Origin of the sequence: Streptomyces sp. NBC_00846, from assembly GCF_045207325.1 — a bacterium.
In the GTDB taxonomy this organism is placed as follows: Bacteria; Actinomycetota; Actinomycetes; order Streptomycetales; family Streptomycetaceae; genus Streptomyces.
Window position 1 is genome coordinate 3,912,221 of sequence record NZ_CP108846.1, and the last position, 18,704, is coordinate 3,930,924.

Genomic DNA, 18,704 nt, shown 5'->3' on the forward strand with positions numbered 1-18,704 from the left:
GATCGGGCAGCGGCCGGTGCACGGGCGGGCGGCCGTGTGTCCGTTCCCGGTGATCGCGGCTGTCGCGAGAATTGCGGGCGTTCCCCGGCCAAGGAGAGACTCACATGCCGTCGTACCTGTCCCCGGGCGTCTACGTCGAAGAGATTGAGTCCGGATCCCGGCCGATCGAAGGGGTGGGCACCTCGGTCGCCGCTTTCGTCGGCTTCGCGCAGAAGGGCCCGTTCGACGAGCCGACGCTGATCACGAACTGGAGCCAGTTCGCCGGCACGTTCGGTGACTTCGTCGACGGCACGTACCTCGCCTCCGCCGTCTACGGCTTCTTCGCCAACGGCGGCGGCGTCTGTTACGTGGTGCGCATCGGTGACGGTACGGAGCCCCCGGCGGAGGACGGGAACCACGGGGCCGACGGGCAGCTGCCCGCCGGATCGGAGACGCAGCTCGGGCCGTACGCGGTGAAGCCCCGCCCCGGTGCGGCCGGTGAGATCACCGTCGAAGTGACCGAGGTGGAGGGGGACGATCCGCCTTCCGACGTATTCCAGCTGATCGTGAAGCGGGACGGGCAGGTCGCGGAGACGTACCCGGGCGTCACGACCAAGCGCAGCAAGGAGAACGTCGCCACCCGGGTCAACGCCAAGTCGGAGCTCATCGAGATACGGGAGTCCGGGCGAGGCGCCGCGCCCGCCAGGCCGGAGCCGCAGACCGTCACCCTGGCCCCCGCGGCGCCCGCGTCCCCCGGAGCCGGGGCGCTGACCCCCGAGGTGTACGTCGGCGATCCCGACCGCCGGACCGGGCTCGGCGGGCTCGAAGCCGTCGAAGAGGTCACCACGATCGCCGTGCCGGACCTGATGAGCGCGTACGAACGCGGGCTGCTGGACCTGGAGTCGGTCGTCGCCGTGCAGCAGGGGCTGATCAGCCACTGCGAGCTGATGGGCGACCGCGTCGCCATCCTCGATCCGCCGCCCGGGCTCAGCCCGCAGCAGATCCGCGCCTGGCGCACCGACCGCGCCAACTTCGACTCCAAGTACGCCACTCTCTACTACCCCTGGATCAGGGTCGCCGACCCCTCCTCGGGGCGCGCGCAGCTCGTCCCGCCGAGCGGTCACATCGCCGGGGTCTGGGCACGCAACGACGAGTCCCGCGGCGTGCACAAGGCCCCCGCCAACGAGGTCGTACGAGGGGCGGTCGCCCTGCAGACCCAGCTGACCAAGGGCGAACACGACCTGCTCAACCCGATCGGGCTGAACTGCATCCGGTCCTTCCCCGGACGCGGCATCCGGGTCTGGGGAGCGCGCACGCTGGCCTCGGACCCGGCCTGGCGCTACCTGAACGTCCGGCGCCTCTTCAACTACCTGGAGGAGTCGATCCTCGCCGGGACGCAGTGGGTCGTCTTCGAACCGAACGACGACGCCCTGTGGGCCCGTATCCGGCGCACGGTCTCGGCGTTCCTGGTCAACGAGTGGCGCAAGGGAGCCCTGTTCGGGCTCACGCCGGAAGAGGCTTTCTACGTCAAGTGCGACCGTGAGACCAACCCGTCGGAAAGCATCGACGCGGGTCAGGTCATCTGCGAGATCGGGGTGGCACCGGTCAGGCCGGCCGAGTTCGTCGTCTTCCGCCTTTCCCAGCTGACCGGGGGTACCGGAGGCGTCGACGAATGACCGCCGGAAGCCGGGCCGAGCCGTGCGGACGAACTGTGGTCCGCTGAGCCGTAAAGGAGTCTGTTGTGCCACTTCCCGATCTCGACAGCACCGTCGGGGCCTCCTTCGGCCTCGAATTCGACAGCGTCGTCATCAAGCAGATCACCGAGGTCAGCGGTCTGAAGATGGAACAGGACGTCATCGAGCTGAAGCAGAACACGGCCGACGGCCGCTACGCCATCAAGAAGCTCCCGGGCCGGCCGAAGGCCGGTGAGGTGACCGTGACCCGGGGTCTCACCGAGGACAACAGCTTCGAACGGTGGATCAAGGACTCCCGGTTCGGCCGGATGACGGCGGCCCGCCGCAACGGCGCCGTCATCGTGTACGACCACGAAGGCGTCGCCATCAAACGCTACAAACTCATCAACGCCTGGCCGAAGTCGCTGGAGATCGGCACCCTGAAGGCCGGTGACACCTCGGTCCTGACGGAAAAGCTCGCGATCACCTACGAGAGCATGGAAGTCGACTGATGCGACGTACGGCACCGGCACCGGCTCCGGCCGAGGCCCTTGAACGGCCGGACGGGCAGCTGTCGGCCGGTGGTGGCGGGCGGCCCGGCCAACGGGACACTCTGCGTACGGAGTTCTCCTTCGAGCTGCCGCGCGGGTACGTCGACGAGACGGGCGCCGTGCACCGTACCGGAGTCATGCGGCTCGCGACCGCGCGCGACGAACTCGTGCCGTTGCGGGACGACCGGGTGCGCGAGAACTCCGCGTATCTGTCGGTCGTGCTCATCGCCAGGGTCGTCACCCGGATCGGCACGATCGACGACATCCATCCCGGCATCATCGAGGACCTCTTCGCCTCCGACCTGGCCTTTCTGCAGGACTTCTACCGGCGGATCAACGCCGAGGGACATACCCGCGCCGCCGTCACCTGTCCGTCCTGCCAGGAGGAGTTCGCGGTGGATCTCGCCGGTGGCCGCCTGGGGGAATCGTGACGTACGCGGCCGACCTGCTCTACGAGGAGGTCGCGTACCTCGCCTACCACTTCCACTGGCCGCTCGATGAGCTGCTGGACCTGGAGCACCAGGAACGTCTGAGGTTCGTCGCACAGATCGCTCGCCTCAACGGGCAGTAGCGAAGAGCGCAGGGAGGGCGGGAGAATCCATGGGCCTGATGTCCTGGCTGCGCGGTGGCGGGCGCACGGAGACGGGTACGGGCGGGGCCACGGGTGCGGGTGGGGCCACGGGTGCGGTCGCGGGTATGGAGACCGGCGGCGCCGGTGCCGCTCCGGCGGCCGTGCCGCGTGAACGGTTGGATCTGGCCGAACTGCCGCCCATCCAGCGGACCCTGGGCACTCAGGACCTGGTCATCGACCCTGCCGGATTCCAGGGATCGCTCTCCACCCGGCAGGACGCCTCACTCGGGACCCCCCTCGGACATCTCGTCAGCCCGGACGCGCCCACCGGGCTGGTGCACGGGATCACCGCCCCGGCCACCGTGGACCGCCCGTCGCCGGTGCAGCGGTCCGTGGAGCGTCCGGTGGAACTGCCGCCGGCCCGTGCCAGGTCCGTTCCCCTGTCCGTTCCCCTGTCCGTTCCCCCGTCCGTGCCCGTGCAGCGCGCTGCCGCGGGCGGTGCGCCCGCGATGACGTCGGCCGGGGAGTCGGCCGTGGCGGAATTGCCGGTACGCCAACTGGTGGGCGAGCAGCCTCTTGTACCGACATCCGAGGCGGCCGCGCCCGATTCCTCGACCCCGCCCACGCCCGTACACTCGCCCCCGTTCCCGCCCCCGCCTGTACAGCGGTCGGTGATGCCGCCGACTGCGGGCCCACCCCGGCGGGCGCCCGGTCTCGGCGCGCCGATGTCCGCGCTGCCGCCCACGGCGCAGCGACAGGCTGCCCACGCCGGACCGGACACGGAGGGGGTGGCCGGAGCGGTTCCGGTTGCCCGGAGTGCGGCGGACGGTGGTGCAGGTGGGGTCCCCGAGGTTCCTCGGGCGCCCGCAGCCCCGGAGCCGGCGCCCGACTCCGACGGGCCCACCGCGCCGCTGCTCGGCGACCATCCGCTGCTCGCCGCCCCGCCGGAGTCCGTACCCACGCCCGCTCCCGTCTCCTCGTCCGGTTCGGCGGTGCAGCGGACTCCCGCCGTGCCGTCGCGGGCTCCCCTGTCTCCGCCCCCGGCCACCGCTCCGGTCGCGCCGCTGCTCGCCGACCGGCCCTTGACGCTCCAGTCCGGGCGGAGCGGTGGGCCGGACGCCGTACAGCGTTCCGCCGTGGCCGGAGTGGCAGCGTCTCCGCCGGCCGGTGCGGGGCCGGTGCCGGGCCCGGGGCCGACTCCCCTGCCCGATGCCGTTCCGGTGCGCTGGACGTCCGGCGGACCGGGGGCGCCGTCGACGGCGGCGACACCATCCGTACCGGCGGCGCTGCAACGTACCCCCACGACTCCGGGGCAGGCGGCGGGTGCGCCTTCCCCGCTGCTTTCCGCCCTGCAGCGGCAGGCAGCCGGGGGGCCGCCGGTGCCTCGTTCGTTGCCGGGTTCCGGTAGCCGTACCGCACCGTCCGCCACCCACGCGCCCTCCGCGCCGTCCGCGCCCTCCGCGCCGTCCGCCCCCTCCGCGCCCTCCTTCACCTCGGCCGGTTCGGTCGCCGTGGCCGCCGGGGTGGCGCAGCGGATGGCCGACGGCAGTGTCGTCTTCGGGTCGCCGCCCCCGCCGTACGCGCCCCCCGTCGTCCAGCGCGAGACGGAGACCGAGGAGCCACCGCCACCGGAGCCGCGCCAGGAGCCCGCGCCCGAACCCGATCCGGAATCCCGACCGGAACCGGAACCCGGGCCTGCGACCGGGGCCCACGTCGCACCGGGAGCCCCCGGCGGGGCGCCCGTCGTCACCGACGAGCTGGTACGCGCCCTGTACGCGCCGCTCAGCAGGCTCTTCAAGGCGGATCTGCGGCTGGAACGGGAGCGAGCGGGGTTCCTCATCAACACCCGGCACTGAGGAACGGCGATGAACAGCAGCGAAACCACAGGGAATTGAGAGGTACGTGCCATGGCCACCGCCCAGGACAACGATCCCGCCGTCAGCGTCTGCTTCGTCGTCACGATCGACGACATCGAACTCGGGTCGTTCAACACGTGTGACGGGCTGGGCTGTGAAGTGGTGCTCGAAACACGCGAGGAGGGCGGAAACAACGGGCATCTGTGGCAGCTGCCGACCCGCCTGAAGTACTCCAACGTGAAGCTGTCCAGGCCGCTGACGAAGGAGACCGAGAAGGTGGCCCGCTGGTTCGCCACCATGACGACCGGGTTCAGCCGCAAGACCGCGCACATCGAGGCGCGGACCGGAGACGGGCAGAAGGTGGCCCAGTGGGGGCTGCTGGAGGTCGTGCCCGTCCGCTGGACCGGCCCCTCCTTCACCCCCGAATCGCCGAAGGTCGCGATGGAGACGATCGAGATCGCCCATCACGGCTACGTGATGGAGGGCTGACCGCCGTGAGTGGTGCGGGTCCCATCGCGTTCAGCGCCGCCGGTACGTCCGGGGCGTCGGCGGGGGCGAAGGCGGGGAAGGGAGGTTCGGCCCGGCCCAAGCTGGAGCACGCCTACCTGGAGCTGCGGACGCCGCCGACCGGCGGCGGCCTCACGCCCGGCGGCCCGTGCGGACGGATCGGCTTCCAGTTCAACCCCAAGGAGCTGAGCCTCACCAAGGCCGCCTCCTGGAAGCGGAGTCCGGCCAAGGGCGCCAAGAGTTCGGGTCCGCCGGAGTACCAGGGTTCGCAGCCCAGCAAGCTCACCGTGGAGATGTTCTTCGACGCCAGCGACACCCAGGACACCCGCGTGGTGACCTCGGTGGAGCAGCTCTTCGCATGCTGCGTACCGACGAACGAGACCCGTCAGCAGCAGCGTTCGTCGCCGCCGTGGGTGGTGTTCCACTGGGGCGGGCTGACCGGGTTCCCCGGCTACGTCAGCCAAGTGCAGGCGAAATACACCCTGTTCACCACGTCGGGTGTGCCGATCCGGGCGGTCTGCCAGGTGACGATGGAGGAGATCAGCGGCGACACCCCCGGTCAGAACCCGACGTCGGGCGCTCTCGCGGCCCGCCGGGTGCACCGGCTGGGCGCCGGGGACTCGCTGCCCTCGCTCGCCCAGCGCGAGTACGGCGACCCGGCCGCCTGGCGGGTGATCGCGGAGGCGAACGGGATCGACGACCCGATGCGGCTGGCCCCGGGACAGCAGCTGCTGCTCCCCGCGCTCGACGAGATGTCCCGGCTCGAAGAGACCCGGGACAGGGGGCGGTCCTGATGGCGCAGCCGGGCGTCGCGACGGCGCTGGTGGTGGAGTTCGGCGGCCGGCCACTGCCGCCCAAGTTCGTGAACACGCTGGTCGAGGGGTACGTCGACGACAGCCGGACCCTTCCCGACCTGTTTCTCCTGCGCTTCCGTGACCCGGACCGGGTGCTGCTGGAACAGACCGGGCTGAAGATCGGCAGCGAGGCCCGGCTGCTGGCCCGCGCGGGCGGCGACACGGCACCGAAACCGCTGCTGAACGGGGTGGTCACCGCCCTGGAGGTGGAGCTCGACGACACCGGTACCTTCACCGTCGTACGCGGGCTCGACGAGTCGCACCGGCTGTTCCGGGGACGCCGGGTGGCCAGCTACCAGAACATGACGCTCGCCGACATCTGCGCCCAGGTCGCCCAGCGCGCCGGACTGAAGCCGGGAACGGTCGACGTGGCCGGGCCCGTACTCGAACACATCGCGCAGCCCAACGTCACCGACTGGGAGTTCATGCGCGACCTCGCGGAGGAGGCGGGCGCGCAGGCGTACGTACTCGACGGGCAGCTGCACATCACCCGCCCCGCGGAAGCGTCCGGCGCGCCGGACGGCTCGGCGCGGGCCGACCGGAATCCGCTGGTGCTGGAGATGGGCAGCAATCTGCTGCGCTGCCGGGCCGGGGTGTCGTCCGCGGAACAGGTCTCCGAGGTCGAGGTGCGGGGCTGGGACGTCAAGACCAAGCAGCCGCTCGTCGGGCGGGCGCCCGCGGGGAAGTCGGCGACGCTGGAGCTGGGGGTGAGCGCGGCCGAGGTGTCCGCGCCGTTCGGCGAGGCGCGTTTCGTGGTCACGGACGCGGCGTACGGGGCGCAGGCGCAGGTGGACCAGGCGGCGAAGGCCCTGGCGGAGCGGATCGCCGGATCGTTCGCCGAGCTGGAGGCGGTGATCCGGGGGAATCCGGAGGTGCGGGCGGGCAGTGCGGTGGCGCTCAACGCGGTGGGGGCGCCCTTCGAGGGGCGGTACACGGTCACGTCGTCGCGGCACGTCTTCGACCCGGTGCGCGGGTACGAGACCTGGCTCACGGTCTCCGGGCAGCAGGAGCGTTCGTTGTTCGGGCTGACCGGCGGAGGGCCGGGTTCCGGCGGATCCGGGGCAGGGTCCGGTGGCGGGTCGCGGTGTGCCGGGCTGGTCAGCGGGACGGTCACGGACACCCACGATCCGGAGGGCTCGGGCCGGGTCAAGGTGCGGTTTCCGTGGCTGTCGGACGAGTACGCGAGCGACTGGGCGCGTACGGCGCAGTCGGGCGGGACGAGCGGCGGCGAGGCGTTCATCCCCGAGGTCGGGGACGAGGTCCTGGTGGGGTTCGAGCACGGACATCTGGACCGTCCGTACGTTCTCGCCGGTCTGTACAACGGGAAGGACCGGCCGTCACAGGGCAGCGGTGGTGGTGGCGGGAGCGGCGGCGGGGGCGGTCAGGGCGGCGGACCGGCCGCCGCGGTGGCCGGTGCCGTGGCCGGCGACCCGGCCACATCGGCCGCCACCTCCGAATCCGCCCTGGGAACCCCGCTGGTCGACCCGACCAGCGGGGCCGTCAACCGGCGTTCGATCGCCTCCAAGAGCGGGAACCAGCTGGAACTCCTGGACGGTGCCAACGGACCGCAGGGCGTACGCCTGCTCACCGGCGACGGAAAGCTGAGGATCGATCTCGACCGCAGGGGCACCGTGATCGTGATCAACAGCGACGGCAGCGTGAACATCGAGGCCAAGCAGCAGGTGTCCATCAAGGCGGCCCGCGGCATCGCGCTGGACGGCGGTCAAGGAACGCTCGAACTGAGCGGCGAAAGCGTCACGTTGACGTCCCGCAGCGGCGTGAAAGTCGACGGCGGGAACGGCGAGTTGAAGCTCTCCACCGGCGGCACGGTGAACGTCCAGGGCGCCCGGGTGGCGGTCGACGGAACACAGCGGACCGACATCAAGGGCGGCGGTTCCCTGGCCATCAACGCACCCCTGGTGAAGATCAATTGACGGCGCGGACGCGCTGAGCGAGAGGAACGGACTGCCATGTCAGCAGCCGCGGCGGCAGCCGCACGGGTCGGCGACCCCACCGGACACCCGGGCACGGTCGGGCCGCCCGGTGTCCCGTCCGTGCTCATCGGCGGCCTCCCCGCCGCGACGGTCGGCACCCCGCACGTGTGCGCGTCGCCGCCGCCCGCGGTGCACCCGCCGTCCGCGCTCGCGCCGCCCGGCAGCACCTCGGTGCTGATCGGCGGGCAGCCCGCCGCCCGCGTCGGGGACCTGGCCGCCTGCGGCTCACCCGTCGTGTCGGGCTGCCCGACGGTGCTGATCGGAGGCTGAGCGTCCATGGGCCAGCAGTTCATCGGCGCGGGCTGGGCCTTCCCGCCGCGTACGGACGCCACCGGCTCCATCGCCCTGGTGCGCGGCGAGCACGAGCTGGAGGAGTCGATCCGGCTGATCCTCGCGACCTCACCGGGTGAGCGGCCCATGCGGCCGGAGTTCGGCTGCGCCATCAACGACTACGTGTTCGCCCCGGCGGACGCGGGTACGGCCGGTCAGCTCGCGTACGAGGTTCGGCTGGCGCTGGACCGGTGGGAGCCCCGGATCGAGGTCACGGAGGTCGTCGTCCGCTTCGACGAGGCCGACAACGGGGTCCTGTACATCGACATCGGCTACACCGTACGGGGCGCCAACGACCCCCGGAACCTCGTCTTCCCGTTCTATGTGATCCCGCAGCACGAGGAGGTGGACGGCGCGTGACGCTGCCCAGCCCGCATCTGGACGACCGCCACTTCCAGGGCCTGGTCGACGAGGCGAAACGGCTCGTCCAGCAGCGCTGCCCCGAGTGGACCGACCACAACGTGTCCGACCCCGGCGTGACCCTCATCGAGGCCTTCGCGACCATGGTCGACCAGCTCGTCTACCGGGTGAACCGGGTGCCGGAGAAGAGCTACCTGACCTTCCTCGACCTGATCGGGGTCCGGCTGCACCCGCCCACGGCCGCCCACACCGATGTGACGTTCCGGCTCTCCGCGCCGCAGCCCGAACCGGTGCGGGTGCGGGCCGGTACGGAGGTGGCCACCGTCCGTACGGAGACCGACGAAGCGGTCGTGTTCACCACCGTCCGCGAACTGTCCGTCGTGCCGTGCGAGTTCGCCCACCTCGCCACCTGGCCGACGTCCGGTGACGCCGCCGACCGTACGGAGGAACTCACGCTCGGCCGGGCCGTCCCCTGCTTCGACACGACGCCCACGCCCGGCGACGCCCTCTACCTGGGCCTGTCGGCCGCCGTTCCGTCGGGCGTCGTCGTGCTGCGGCTGGACTGCGCGGTCGAGGGCGTCGGCGTGGACCCGCTGCGGCCGCCGCTGCTCTGGGAGGCATGGGACGGCAGTGCCTGGACGGTCTGCGAGGTCGAGAAGGACGACACCGGCGGCTTCAACCGGTCCGGGGAGCTGATCCTGCACCTTCCGGAGGGCCACACGCCGGCCGTCGTCGTGCGCCGGACCGGCGGCTGGCTGCGCTGCCGGCTGGTGGAGGCCGCCCCCGGGCAGCCCACCTACATGGCGTCCCCAGTGGTGCGCCGGATCACGGCGTTCACGATCGGCGCGACCATCGGGGCCGTTCACGCCGAGACCGTCACCGACGAGGTGCTCGGCCCGGCCGAGGGCGTACCCGGGCAGACCTTCACGGTGAGCCGCCCACCGGTCGTCCCCGGCGAGTTCGTCGTCGAGGTCGCGGATCCGGCGGGGGGCCCGCAGGGCACGGAATGGACCCGCGTCGACGACTTCGCGCACTCCGGCCCCGACGACCGGCACATCACGCTCGACCCGAACTCGGGGCGGGTCGAATTCGGTCCGGCGGTACGGGAGCGGGACGGCTCCGTCCGCCACTACGGCGCGGTGCCGCCGAAGGGCGCCACCGTACGCGTGCGTTCGTACCGTACGGGCGGTGGCCTGCGCGGCAACGTCGCCCGCTCCACGCTCCGGGTGCTGCGCAGCGCCATCCCGTACGTGGCCCGGGTGGAGAACCGGCGGCCCGCGCTCGGCGGCGTCGACGGCGAGACGGTGGACAGCGCACGGGTGCGCGGGCCCATGACACTGCGGACCCTGCACCGGGCCGTCGTACCGCACGACTACGAACTGCTGGCCCGCGAGGTCGCCCCCGACGCGTCCCGGGTCCAGTGCATCCCGGCCGGCGGGGAGTCGGACGTCGAGGCGGGCGGGGTGCGGCTGCTGGTCGTGCCGGCCGGGCGCAGCGACGAGCAGGGCCGGATCCAGTTCGACGAACTCGTCCCGCCGCAGCACACCCTCGCCCTGATCGCGGGCCATCTGGACGAACGGCGGCCCATCGGCGCCCGGTTGGTGGTCGAACCGCCCTACTACCAGGGCGTCACCGTGGTCGCCTCGGTCCAGGCCCGCCGGGGCGTCGTGCTGGAACGGGTACGCGAGGAGGCGCTGGCGGCCCTGTACGGCTACTTCAACCCGCTGAGCGGCGGACCGGGCGGCGAGGGCTGGCCGTTCGGCCGGCCGATCCAGTCGGGCGAGGCGTTCGCCGTCCTGCAACAGGTGCCGGGCGTGGACCTGGTGGAGGACGTACGGCTCTTCCCCGCGGACCCCGTGACCGGGCAGCGCGGCGAACCGACCACGAAGATCGCGCTGGACCGGCACGCACTGGTCTTCAGCTACGAGCACCAGCTCCGGGTACAGGAGGCCTGACCGTCATGCGTACAGCCGTGAACGGTCTGCCGACGCCGCACCCGCTGATCGAACAGCTCCCGGCGGTCTATCTGGAGCAGGACTTCCTGCGACGGTTCCTCGCGGCGCTCGACGAGGTGCTCGCCCCGGTCCTGCTCTCCATCGACAATCTGCCCGCCCACCTCGATCCGCGCAGCGCGCCCGAGGACTTCCTCGCCTGGCTGGCCCAGTGGGTGGCCGTCGACATCCGCCCGGACCAACCGGCCGAGCAGCGGCGCGCGACGGTGCGCGGCGCGGTCGAGCGGCACAGCAGGCGCGGCACCCGGCGCGGTCTCGCGGAGGCGGTGTTCCTGGAGACCGGGATCGAGCCGGACATCGTGGAGAGCGGCGGTACGGCGTGGTCGTCGACGCCGCACACCCAGTTCCCGGGCGGCCCGCGGCCGTGGGTGACGGTCCGGGTTCGGGCCGCACAGCCGTACCAGGTCGACCGGGTGCGGCTGGAGGAGCTGATCCGTACGGAGATTCCGGCGCACGTGGGCTTCGACCTGGAGGTCTCGTGATCTGCGAGGCGTGCGGACAGAGCAATGCGCCGGGGACACAGTTCTGCACGTCGTGCCAGGTGTTCCTGGAGTGGGAGGGGACGGGGGACGGGGCTCGTCCTGCGGCCCCTGTTACGCCAGTTGCGCCGGCCGCGCCTGTTACGCCGGATCCGCCCGTCTCCACGCCCGAGCCACCACCGGGACCACAACCGACCCCTCAGCCCCCCGTCGTGCCGACCCCTCCAACCCCTCCAACCCCTCCGGCCGCCCCGCGTCGTCCCGGAGACGAGCCGGACGAGCCGGTGCCCGGCCCTGAGGCGCTGCCCGACGTACCCCCGGACCCCCCGCACGCACCCCCGGGCCCGCCTCCCGTCACCCCCGTCCGCTGCCCCAACTGCCGTACGGAGAACGACCCGGACCGCGCCCTGTGCATCCGCTGCGCGCTCCTCCTCGACCCCGGTGCGCCGCCCGAGGTCCGGCCTCCGTGGTGGCGCCGGATCCTCCGCAGGCGACCGCGCCAGGCGCCCACCGCCGGTACGCGGCCGCGGCGCAGGCTGTGGCGCCGCCCCCGGCTGACGCTTCCGATCCTGCTGATCGTGGTGGCGTGCGGCGTCTGGTTCGCTCTTCCGCATCTGTCCGGCTGGTTCGGCTTCGCCAAGGACGAGACCGGAACGCCGGAGGCGGTGCCGCCCACCCGGTTCCGGGCCTCCAGCACGGCGCCGGGCCACCCGGCGGGTGCGGCGTTCGACGGTTTCAACAACCGTTACTGGGCGCCGTCGGCCGCGGGCCCCGAAACGGGCGTGGGCCAGTACCTGGAGTGCGACTTCGAGCAGCCGGTACGGGTGCTGAAGCTGGTGGTCTTCTCCGGTACGTCGACCAAGATGGACGAGTTTCTCACCCAGGCCCGCCCGGCCAGGATCACCGTCCAGCTCACCTCCGCCGACGGAACCCGGATCAGCAAGAAGCTGAGGGTCAAGGACCAGCCCGGTCAGCAGACGTTCGACCTGCGCGGCTCGGATATCGTCCGGGCCAGGCTCACCACCGACACCGCCTACGGAGCGGGCAAGGACCGCCGACTTGCCGTCGCCGAGGTCGAGTTCTTCGGCCGAAGGCCGTGAAGTGCTCTTCGCGTCCTCCTAGAATGCGCGTACGCCTCTGCCCCTCCTCGCGGGTACGGCCGTACGGCCTGCTCGGCGGTGTTCCCCGTGATCGGAGTCCTTCATGACCGCAGGTTCGGATACGCCCGTGTCCCGGATCGACACCAGCAGGCCGCACCCGGCACGGGTGTACGACTACCTCCTGGGTGGCAAGGACAACTACCTCGTCGACCAGGAGGTCGGCGAGAAGCTCCCCGAAGTGGCCCGGCGGGCCTGCCGGTTGAACCGGGCGTTCATGCACCGCGCATCGGCCTGGGTGGCCGGGACGGGCGTCGACCAGTTCCTCGACATAGGCACCGGCATCCCCACCGAGCCGAACCTGCACCAGGTCGTCCAGGCGGTCAATCCGGCGGCCAGGGTCGTGTACACCGACAACGATCCGATCGTCCTGCGGCACGCGGAGGCCCTGCTGACCAGCACACCGGAGGGCGCCGCCTCGTACATCGAGGCGGACGTCCGCGATCCGGAGGCGATCCTCGGACACGCCCGCGGGATCCTGGACTTCAGCAGGCCCGTCGCGCTGTCCCTCATCGCGCTGATGCACTTCATGGCGGACGAGGAGGACCCGTACGGCATCACCCGGTACCTGGTCGACGCCCTGCCGTCCGGCAGCTACCTGATGCTCTCGCACGGCACCGCGGACTTCGTGCCGGCCGAGCTGTCGGACCGGATCAGCGGCACGTACCGGGCGGGCGGCATGACGCTGCTCCCCCGTAACCGCGCCCAGGTCGAGCGGTTCTTCGAGGGGCTCGAATTCGTGGCCCCCGGACTGGTGTCGGGCCCCGAGTGGTACAAGGACACGGAGGCTCCGGAGTACGAGCCCAATGGCGTGTACGTCGGGGTGGCGCGGGTCCGCTGACCCGGGCGACGCCACGGGAGCCGGCCCCACGCCACGGGAGCCGGCCCCACGCCACGGGAGCCGGCCCCACGCCACGGGAGCCGGCCCGGCGCCGGGACCCGGCCTTGCTCCGGGCTTTCGGGCGTCAATCCGTACCCAGGCCCACCAGCGCGTCCGCGTGGGCGAGACCGCTCTCCTCGACGACCTCGCGCACACTCTGCGCCTCCCGCACGAGCGCGAACCGCACCCGTCCGTCGGCCCCGGTCCGATAGCCGTAAACAGCGGGCCGGGGCAGCGAGTTGTACGAGAAGTGCGACGAGAAGTAGTACGCCCCGGTGTCGTACAGCGCCACCACGTCGCCGGGCTCGATGACGGGAAGCTCGCGCGCGGCCGCGGTGAGGTCCCCGGCGAAGCAGCAGGGACCCGCGATGTCGACGATCTCGGTCGGGCCCTGCTTGGGGCGGCCCGCGGCGTCGAAGACCCCGACGCGCAGCGGCCAGGATTCGGGCATGAACACGGTACGGGCGGCGACCTGGGCGCCCGCGTGCGTGACCGCGATCTGCCGTCCCCCGGCGGACTTGGTGTATTCGACGACGGTTCCGATCGTTCCGCTCTTGGCGAGCAGGGAGCGTCCGAACTCCGTGACCAGGGTGTAGCGGCCGTCGAACAGCCCGGGTACGGCGTCACGGAGTTCGGCGACGTAGTCGGCGTACGTCGGCCGGTCGCCCTCGCCCGCGAAGTTCACGGGCAGGCCGCCGCCGATGTCGAGCCCGGTGATCCGGGGGTGGCCCAACTCGGTGTTGATGCGTTCGGCCAGTTCGTAGGCGGCGCCGATGCCCTGGGCGATGAGCGGCAGCGGGCAGCCCTGGGAACCGACGTGCGCGTGCAGCCGGTTGAGCCAGGGCCGGCGCGCGAAGGCGTCGATCACCGCGTCGACGGCCCCCGGATCGCGCAGCGCGACACCGAACTTCGAGGTCGCCGTCGCGGTGCTCATCGCGCCGATGGCACCCGCCCCCACCTGCGGGTTGACCCGCAGCCCGATCGGTCCGGCGGGTTCCCGCCCGGCCAGCAGGCGGTCCACCCGGGCCAGCTCCTGGAAGTTGTCCAGGTTGATCGCGATGCCATGGGTGAGGGCCGTCTCCAGCTCCTCGACCGTCTTCGCGGGGCTGTCGAAGACCAGCCGGTCGTACGGGAATCCGGCCGCCAGGGCCTGTTCCAGCTCACCGGGCGAGGCCACCTCGCAGCCCATCCCCGCATCCGCGAGCAGCCGGAGCACCGGCACCAGTCCGCACGCCTTGGCGGCGAACGTGTGGTGCACGGTCGCCGGACCGTCGAACGCCTCGTTCAGCGCGCTCACCGCGGCCAGCACGGCGTCGACGTCAAGAAGGCCGACGAGGGGGGCGCCGGGGCCGAGCAGCCCGTCCTCGACGGCACGCGCCAGCGCCGCCGCACGGGCGCTGCCGCGCTGATGGGCCGAACCGGAAGTCACGTGAACCACACTCCGTAGGTCGGTCGTGCACTGCGTCCGCCGGGCGGCAGGCCGGCCCGCACGGCTTCGGTGCGGGAGCGGCAGACCGTCCCGCACAGCGTCGGCGCGGGAACGGCATACCGTCCTGCACAGCTTCGGTGCGCGAGGCCCGGTATGTCTTCGTCCCGGGCGACCATGGCGAACCGGTTCGGCTGTGCCATCCGACAGCAGAACGATCACCATGATCGCCCGGCCGGCCCGTCCTCAGCCGGCCCGCCGGGCGAGCCGCAGACCGATGTCCGCCAGCAGCCGCACGGTGGGGTCGGCCAGATCCACGCCGAACAGGTCCCGGGCCCGGCGCAGCCGGTACCGCAAGGTGTTGGGGTGCACGTTGAGGCGTTGCGCGGCCCTGGCCGTGTCGCCGAACGCGTCGAGGTGGGCGGCGACCGAATCGCCGTACTGCGAGCCGTGCACCCGATCGTGCTCCACCATCGCGTGCACCGGCCCCGCCAGCGACTCCCACAACGGCTCCACCCCGTCGAGTAACCGCAGCAGCGCCGCGTCGGCACCCACCTCCGCGTATCCCGCGACCGCCGACACCACCTCGGCGGCGGGCAGCGTGGCGGCCCGCTCCCGCAGCACCCGCACCACCAGTTCCGCGGCCTCGCGCGACGCGGGCAGCCCCGACAGGTCCGCCACCACCGGTCCGACTCCCGCGAACACCGCACTGCGCGGCACCGAGCGGACCGTCGCCAGCAGGGCCCGCGCCGGATCGGCCTCCCCGTCCCCGGCGGGCACCAGGACGTACAGCCGCCGCCCGGACCGCGCGGTCACGCATCCGGGCCGGTACGCGGCGGCCCGCAGCGCGAGTACGTCCAGCACCCGCTGCCCGGCAGCGAAGGCCGCACCGGAATCCTCGCTGTCGTGCGCCTCGGCGACCAGCACCGCGTACGGGCGGCCCGGTGCGACGCCGACGTCGTGCGCGGCCCGGACGCTCCCCTTCAGGAGCGCGTGCACCGCCTCCTCGCGCGCTCCGGCCGCGGCCCGGCCCCACGTCCGGTGGTGGAAGAGGTGGGGCACGGCGGCCCGGGCCGCCGTGCGCAGCGCCGCCACCGCGTCCTCGGCGAGCGGCCGGCCGTCGGCGGCGGCCCAGAGGGACCCGAGCACCTCGGATCCGTGGCGCACCGCGATGGCCAGCCGCTCGGCGGACCGCTCGTCGGCGGGGCGCCGCACCACGTCGTCGGTGCCCCAGAGCGCCTGGAAGAAGCCGCTCTCGCGGAGTTCGACGACCCGCCAGCGAGGGACCTCCTGACCCAGGATCGTCAGCCGCCGCATCGGATCGGGCTCATGGTCCATGCGCGAGTACGCCAGCACCCTCGACTGCGGATCCTCGATCGTGATCGCACCGCCGACCAGGTCCGCCACGGTATTGGCCAGTCCCGAAAGGTCGCCGAGCCGCAGCCCGTACGTCCCGGCTGCCCCGTACGCCCCGGCGGAGTCCACCCCGGCGGTTCCGTCCGCCCCGGCGCACATGGCGGGGGCGCTGTGCACCAGAGCCGTCCGCAACTGTCCGAGCACCTCCGCCCACCGCTGCTCCGGCCGCCGGGTCAGCAACGCCGTACGGCCCCGGCCGGCCGCCTCCACCAGCGCCGTCCGCGGCCCGCGACCGCCCCGTCGCAGCACCACAGCCGCGGCCCCGGCCCGCTCCGCGTCGCGCAGCACGTCGATCGCGTCGGGCGAGGCGACCTCCACCCCGACAGCGAGGAGGACGGCCCCGGGCGCCGCCCAGGCATCGTCGTCGTCCCGTTCCTCGCCGGGATCGTGCAGCACCACGTCGGTCACCGGCACACCGGTGCCACGCGGGGCGACGACGACATCGAGCATCCCGGGCGCGATCAGCCCGAGAAGCTGCTCCAACGAGGGCCACGCGTCGGGCCGGTCCGGTTCATGCGCAGGCATCCACCCATCATGGGCGGCGGTCCCCGACGGGAGCCACTACGGGGCGCGGAGCCCGTCGAACGCGATATTCAGGTGGCGGGGGCCGCGCAGCACGGCGTTCTGCCGGTCCGGGGGCGGATCCTCCCCGGCATCCGGCGTCGCAGGCGATCCCGCGTGGACCGGCGGCGAGTCCGGACCCGGCCAGCCACTGGGTGTTCCGCGACGCGCCGAGCGAGACCACGGCGACATCCGCGTCGACGGCGGTGCCGTCGGACGGATGGGCTCGCCGCAGCCGTCCCGCCGGGTCGCCCTCCAGGCCCGTGACCATGACCCCCCGGCGCAGGTCCACACCGTGCCGACCAGCCCGCGCGCGCAGGAGGGCGGAACATTTATCAGAAAAGGATGAAAAACCCCTTGACCTGGCTCGAATAGTGAGGAAAATCATCAATACACCAGAAAACCAGAGCGAGCCGCACCATCGGTGAAGACGTTCACCGGTACGCGTGACTAACTCGTGGCTCTGGCCAGGCCCCCGGCACGTCCTCTCGATCCCGGAGTTTTCAGCGACGGCTGAAATTCACGGAACCCCGAAGGACTACCGGGGACTGCATGTGTGTGGACCGTTTCGCGCGAGGGCGAACCCGCCGCGGCACGGTCGGTGGCCGGGGCCGGGCGGGGGCTGCCGTGGAAGACCTGGCTGGTATGTCAGCAGCGGTGCGCCGCGGCGACGGGGCGGACCCCGGGTCGAGCGCTGGTGAGCGCACCGCCCGCGAGCGCTAGGACGTGGTCGCGGGCGGCCATGTTCTGCGGCGTGTGCCCTGAGCTCTTGAACGGTCGGTGGGCGACGGCGGCCTGCCGACGGCAACTGCAACCAAAACTGCAACCACCAACGTCGAAGGCCCCCGCTGCGAGCAGCGGGGGCCTTCGACGTATTGCCCGGTGAGAGCAATGGCGGAGGATACGAGATTCGAACTCGTGAGGGGTTGCCCCCAACACGCTTTCCACATGTTCGTTTGGGGGTTCGGGGAGGGCCATGGGCGTCCTGACCCGGGGCGGAGTGGACTGTTCGGCGGCGTCCGGACGCGGCTGAATGTAGGCGAATGAGACCAGAACTGAGACCACGAGGTGCCGGATGGGTGGCTCGCGTCGTTCGGCGGATGCTGCGCGGTGAAATTCCTACTTGTTTGATAATGTCGGTTCCATGAGCGAAATTCCTTACAGCGTCGGCGAAGGACCGGCCACCAGGGTCAGTCTCTCCCTCCCCGAGGGGACGGCGGAGGCGATTCGCCGACGGGTCGGCAAGCGTGAGTTCTCCGCGTTCATCACCGAAGCGGTGGAGCGCGAGCTGCGCGGTCAGATCTTGGATGAGTACCTGGCCGACTACGAACGCCGTCAGGGGCCGATCTCCGAGCACGAGCAGGAGCGGGCACGCCGGGTCTTCGACGAGGTGTTCGCCGAGGAGGGGCAGTGGCCCGCCGCAAGCTGAGCCACGAAGGCACCCTCGTTCTCGACTGCGAGGGCCTGTCGAAGTTTGTCAGTGATCACGAGCCCGTCGTCGCCCTCATCGCCGAAGCCCGCAAGCGGGGCATGGAGGTGGTCATCAGCGCACTCACCATCATCGAAGCGGTGCATCGCCGGACAGACAAGGCGCGGCTCGCCTGGGTCCTGTCCGGCGTTCGCATCGTGCACATCGGCGACGAGGAGGCCAAGGCCGCCTCAGCCATGCTGATCAACGCTGGGCTGCATGGTCACAAATACGCCATCGACGCTGCCGTGGCCGAGACAGCGCTGCGTCAGCGCCGCCCGGTCGTCATGCTCACCTCGGACATCGACGACATGACGAAGCTCTGCGGCGACAGAGTGCGCCTGGTCGCCGTGTAGTCGACGCCCAGGACTCGAACGCCGGGGACTGGGGGTCGGCCCGTAGTTCTGCCGGCCCATCGCGGCCTGGATCACGGAGTGAAGCCGGTCCAGGCGGATCGAGGCGGGCACCAGCAGCTGCCGCCAGACCCGGGGTCGTCCACGTCGGCGAGCTCGACGAGGATCCGCAGCACCGCGTCGCCGGGCTCGGGCTCGCCGCGCATCCGGGCTGTCCCGGTGCATCCGTCCGCCGTCAACTCGGCGGTTTCCTCCGAGAGATGGACAGCGTCCAGGG

The 18,704-nt window shown here is 72.0% G+C and carries 18 protein-coding genes and 2 pseudogenes; 16 read left to right on the top strand and 4 right to left on the bottom strand.

All coding sequences use genetic code 11. The features are described from left to right. The first annotated feature begins 104 nt into the window (after positions 1-104). The 14 genes from OG936_RS18005 (at position 105) to OG936_RS18070 (ending at position 13,164) form a co-directional block, all read left to right on the top strand. Positions 105-1,655, top strand: a complete 1,551-nt coding sequence (locus OG936_RS18005; RefSeq protein WP_406495915.1) for a phage tail sheath family protein — start codon at positions 105-107, stop codon at positions 1,653-1,655. Positions 1,656-1,720: 65 nt separating this feature from the next. Next, on the top strand, positions 1,721-2,164 hold the full coding sequence (locus OG936_RS18010) for a phage tail protein (RefSeq protein ID WP_266747442.1): 444 nt from the start codon (positions 1,721-1,723) through the stop codon (positions 2,162-2,164). Continuing rightward, complete coding sequence (locus OG936_RS18015) at positions 2,164-2,634, top strand: hypothetical protein (protein WP_406495916.1); 471 nt, start codon at positions 2,164-2,166, stop codon at positions 2,632-2,634. Before OG936_RS18010 ends, OG936_RS18015 begins: the two co-directional genes overlap by 1 nt. Further along, positions 2,631-2,774: a DUF6760 family protein gene (locus OG936_RS18020; RefSeq protein ID WP_266747444.1), complete on the top strand. Its 144-nt coding sequence runs from the start codon at positions 2,631-2,633 to the stop codon at positions 2,772-2,774. Before OG936_RS18015 ends, OG936_RS18020 begins: the two co-directional genes overlap by 4 nt. A gap of 29 nt (positions 2,775-2,803) precedes the next feature. After that, a complete protein-coding gene (locus tag OG936_RS18025) occupies positions 2,804-4,630 on the top strand; it encodes a hypothetical protein (protein ID WP_406495918.1) in 1,827 nt (608 codons plus the stop codon). Positions 4,631-4,681: 51 nt separating this feature from the next. Then, on the top strand, positions 4,682-5,119 hold the full coding sequence (locus OG936_RS18030) for a phage tail protein (RefSeq protein WP_093549687.1): 438 nt from the start codon (positions 4,682-4,684) through the stop codon (positions 5,117-5,119). A 5-nt stretch (positions 5,120-5,124) separates the two neighbouring features. Further along, on the top strand, positions 5,125-5,931 hold the full coding sequence (locus OG936_RS18035) for a LysM peptidoglycan-binding domain-containing protein (protein WP_406495919.1): 807 nt from the start codon (positions 5,125-5,127) through the stop codon (positions 5,929-5,931). After that, positions 5,931-7,925, top strand: coding sequence for a VgrG-related protein (locus tag OG936_RS18040; RefSeq protein ID WP_406495921.1), 1,995 nt, complete (start codon positions 5,931-5,933; stop codon positions 7,923-7,925). The genes OG936_RS18035 and OG936_RS18040 overlap by 1 nt, the downstream gene beginning before the upstream one ends. A 36-nt stretch (positions 7,926-7,961) precedes the next feature. Further along, a complete protein-coding gene (locus tag OG936_RS18045; protein WP_406495923.1) occupies positions 7,962-8,255 on the top strand; it encodes a PAAR domain-containing protein in 294 nt (97 codons plus the stop codon). A 6-nt stretch (positions 8,256-8,261) separates the two neighbouring features. Further along, a complete protein-coding gene (locus tag OG936_RS18050) occupies positions 8,262-8,675 on the top strand; it encodes a GPW/gp25 family protein (protein WP_389984076.1) in 414 nt (137 codons plus the stop codon). After that, on the top strand, positions 8,672-10,630 hold the full coding sequence (locus OG936_RS18055; protein WP_406495924.1) for a putative baseplate assembly protein: 1,959 nt from the start codon (positions 8,672-8,674) through the stop codon (positions 10,628-10,630). Before OG936_RS18050 ends, OG936_RS18055 begins: the two co-directional genes overlap by 4 nt. Positions 10,631-10,635: 5 nt before the next feature. Next, on the top strand, positions 10,636-11,169 hold the full coding sequence (locus OG936_RS18060; RefSeq protein ID WP_406495925.1) for a phage tail protein: 534 nt from the start codon (positions 10,636-10,638) through the stop codon (positions 11,167-11,169). A gap of 281 nt (positions 11,170-11,450) precedes the next feature. Beyond that, positions 11,451-12,266 (top strand): discoidin domain-containing protein, encoded by an 816-nt coding sequence (locus OG936_RS18065; protein WP_406495926.1) that lies wholly within the window; start codon positions 11,451-11,453, stop codon positions 12,264-12,266. Between the two features lie 103 nt (positions 12,267-12,369). Beyond that, the gene (locus OG936_RS18070; RefSeq protein WP_406495927.1) at positions 12,370-13,164 is read left to right on the top strand and encodes an SAM-dependent methyltransferase; all 795 of its coding nucleotides are present in this window, start codon (positions 12,370-12,372) and stop codon (positions 13,162-13,164) included. 124 nt (positions 13,165-13,288) lie between these two features. Here the strand turns inward: OG936_RS18070 and OG936_RS18075 are convergent, their stop codons facing one another. The 3 genes and pseudogenes from OG936_RS18075 to OG936_RS18085 form a co-directional block, all read right to left on the bottom strand. Continuing rightward, positions 13,289-14,632 (bottom strand): diaminopimelate decarboxylase, encoded by a 1,344-nt coding sequence (locus tag OG936_RS18075; RefSeq protein WP_406495928.1) that lies wholly within the window; start codon positions 14,630-14,632, stop codon positions 13,289-13,291. A gap of 243 nt (positions 14,633-14,875) precedes the next feature. After that, positions 14,876-16,570 (bottom strand): PucR family transcriptional regulator, encoded by a 1,695-nt coding sequence (locus OG936_RS18080; RefSeq protein ID WP_406495929.1) that lies wholly within the window; start codon positions 16,568-16,570, stop codon positions 14,876-14,878. Positions 16,571-16,694: 124 nt separating this feature from the next. After that, positions 16,695-16,994 (bottom strand): annotated as a pseudogene (locus tag OG936_RS18085) (FAD-dependent oxidoreductase); the annotation flags it as partial. Positions 16,995-17,750: 756 nt separating this feature from the next. Between OG936_RS18085 and OG936_RS18090 the strand changes: the two are divergent. Continuing rightward, complete coding sequence (locus OG936_RS18090; protein ID WP_030973973.1) at positions 17,751-18,035, top strand: hypothetical protein; 285 nt, start codon at positions 17,751-17,753, stop codon at positions 18,033-18,035. Continuing rightward, on the top strand, positions 18,017-18,430 hold the full coding sequence (locus OG936_RS18095; RefSeq protein ID WP_366133204.1) for a DNA-binding protein: 414 nt from the start codon (positions 18,017-18,019) through the stop codon (positions 18,428-18,430). The genes OG936_RS18090 and OG936_RS18095 overlap by 19 nt, the downstream gene beginning before the upstream one ends. A gap of 87 nt (positions 18,431-18,517) precedes the next feature. Here OG936_RS18095 and OG936_RS18100 read toward each other — a convergent pair. Beyond that, a pseudogene (locus OG936_RS18100) lies at positions 18,518-18,652 on the bottom strand (hypothetical protein); the annotation flags it as partial. Positions 18,653-18,704 lie beyond the last annotated feature (52 nt).